The organism is Streptomyces sp. BE303, from assembly GCF_036290945.1.
GTDB lineage: Bacteria > Actinomycetota > Actinomycetes > Streptomycetales > Streptomycetaceae > Kitasatospora.
The window spans coordinates 1-1438 of sequence record NZ_JAQYWZ010000288.1 but is presented as its reverse complement, the minus strand read 5'-3'; the positions used below and the strand labels follow the sequence as shown (position 1 = coordinate 1438).

1 protein-coding gene is annotated in these 1438 nt (G+C 69.6%); it reads right to left on the bottom strand.

Going from position 1 to position 1438, the window contains the following annotated elements:
- Window positions 1-142: 142 nt before the first annotated feature.
- Window positions 143-1378, bottom strand: a complete 1236-nt coding sequence (locus PUR56_RS02575) for an IS701 family transposase (RefSeq protein ID WP_329947672.1) — start codon at window positions 1376-1378, stop codon at window positions 143-145.
- Between the last annotated feature and the right edge of the window lie 60 nt (window positions 1379-1438).

Sequence of the window (1438 nt, the reverse complement as noted above, 5' to 3'; positions counted from 1 at the left end):
CTAGTAGTACTTCGTTAGGTTGGGGTGGGCTGTCGTGTTCGGCTTGTGGACTTCCGTGTGGGAAGCGGGCGTTGACAGGTGTGGCAGACACCGGTCCAGCAGCTCAGCAGGTCCTGGAGTTGGTCGAGGACCTGGTAGAGGGTCAGGCCGGTGCTTGGGCTTTTGGGTCGAGGCGGCGGAGGGTGAGGAAGGCGTGGGCGGCGGTGACGAGGGTGACGTGGTGGTGCCAGCCGCGCCAGGTCCGGCCTTCGAAGTGGTCCAGCCCGAGGCCGTGCTTCATCTCGCGGTAGTCGTGCTCGATGCGCCAGCGCATCTTGGCGAGCCGGACCAGGTGGCGGGTCGGGGTATCGGTGGGGAGGCTGGTCAGCCAGTACTCGGTGGGTGCCTTCTCGCCGGTGGGCCATTCGCTGAGCAGGGTGGTCTCGGGTAGGACGCCGTCCCAGGCGGCCGCTCCGCCGGCCTGGGCCATGGCGTGGGTGCGGGCCGCGACGCCCGCCGGCCGGACTGTGAGCCCCCGGAAGCGGGAGCGCATCGGTCCCTTGGAGCCTCGGCGCCAGGTGGCCTGGCGGAAGGCCTTGCGCCCGCCGTCGGTGGCCAGGGCCTGCAGTGATCCGGCCTTCGTCCGGTAGCGGGGCGCGGGTTTGCGGCCGTTCCCGCTCCAGTTCGGGGCGGTGGGGAGTGCGTCGTGGGGGTGCGCGGACTCGTCGGAGCGGACCGCGACGACGTAGTCCAGGCCGCGTTCGGCCAGGCCGTGGCGGAACGCGGTGATCTGGCCGTAGCCGGCGTCGGCGACGATCACCTTCGGCTCCAGACCCCAGGCGATCGCCTCGTCGATCAGGTCCAGGGCCAGGCGCCACTTCTCCCGGTGCCCGACCTCCTCCGGCATGTCGGTCCGCGCCCGGCGTTCAGCGTCGTCCCGCCACTCGGCGGGAACGAACAGGCGCCAGGAGATCGGCACGGACGCGGTGTCGGAGGCGGCATGCAGACTCACCCCCACCTGGCAGTTCGACTGCTTGCCCAACGCCCCGCACCACTGGCGGGCCACTCCGACGGACATCCGCCCGTCCTTGGGGAACGACACGTCGTCGATCACCCACACCACCGGGTCGACCACCGGAACCGTCTTGAGGGCCACGGCCCGCAGCACCGCCGCGTGGTCCCACGGCGACTGGTTCACGAACTGCTGCAGGGCCTGCATGTCCCCGTCCGGCAGCCGCTCGGCCATCGGCTGGATCGACTTCCTGCGACCGTCCAGCATCAACCCGCGCAGGTAGCAGTCACCCCACCCGCGCGTGTCCTTCCGCGGCACCGATGCGAACACCTCAGCCACGAACGCGGCCAACTCGCCACGGAGTTGCTCAATCTCCCCCAAGTTCACGCCGACCAGGATGCCCGACAGGCCGACCAAGATCAATACAAGTTAACGAAGTACTACTAG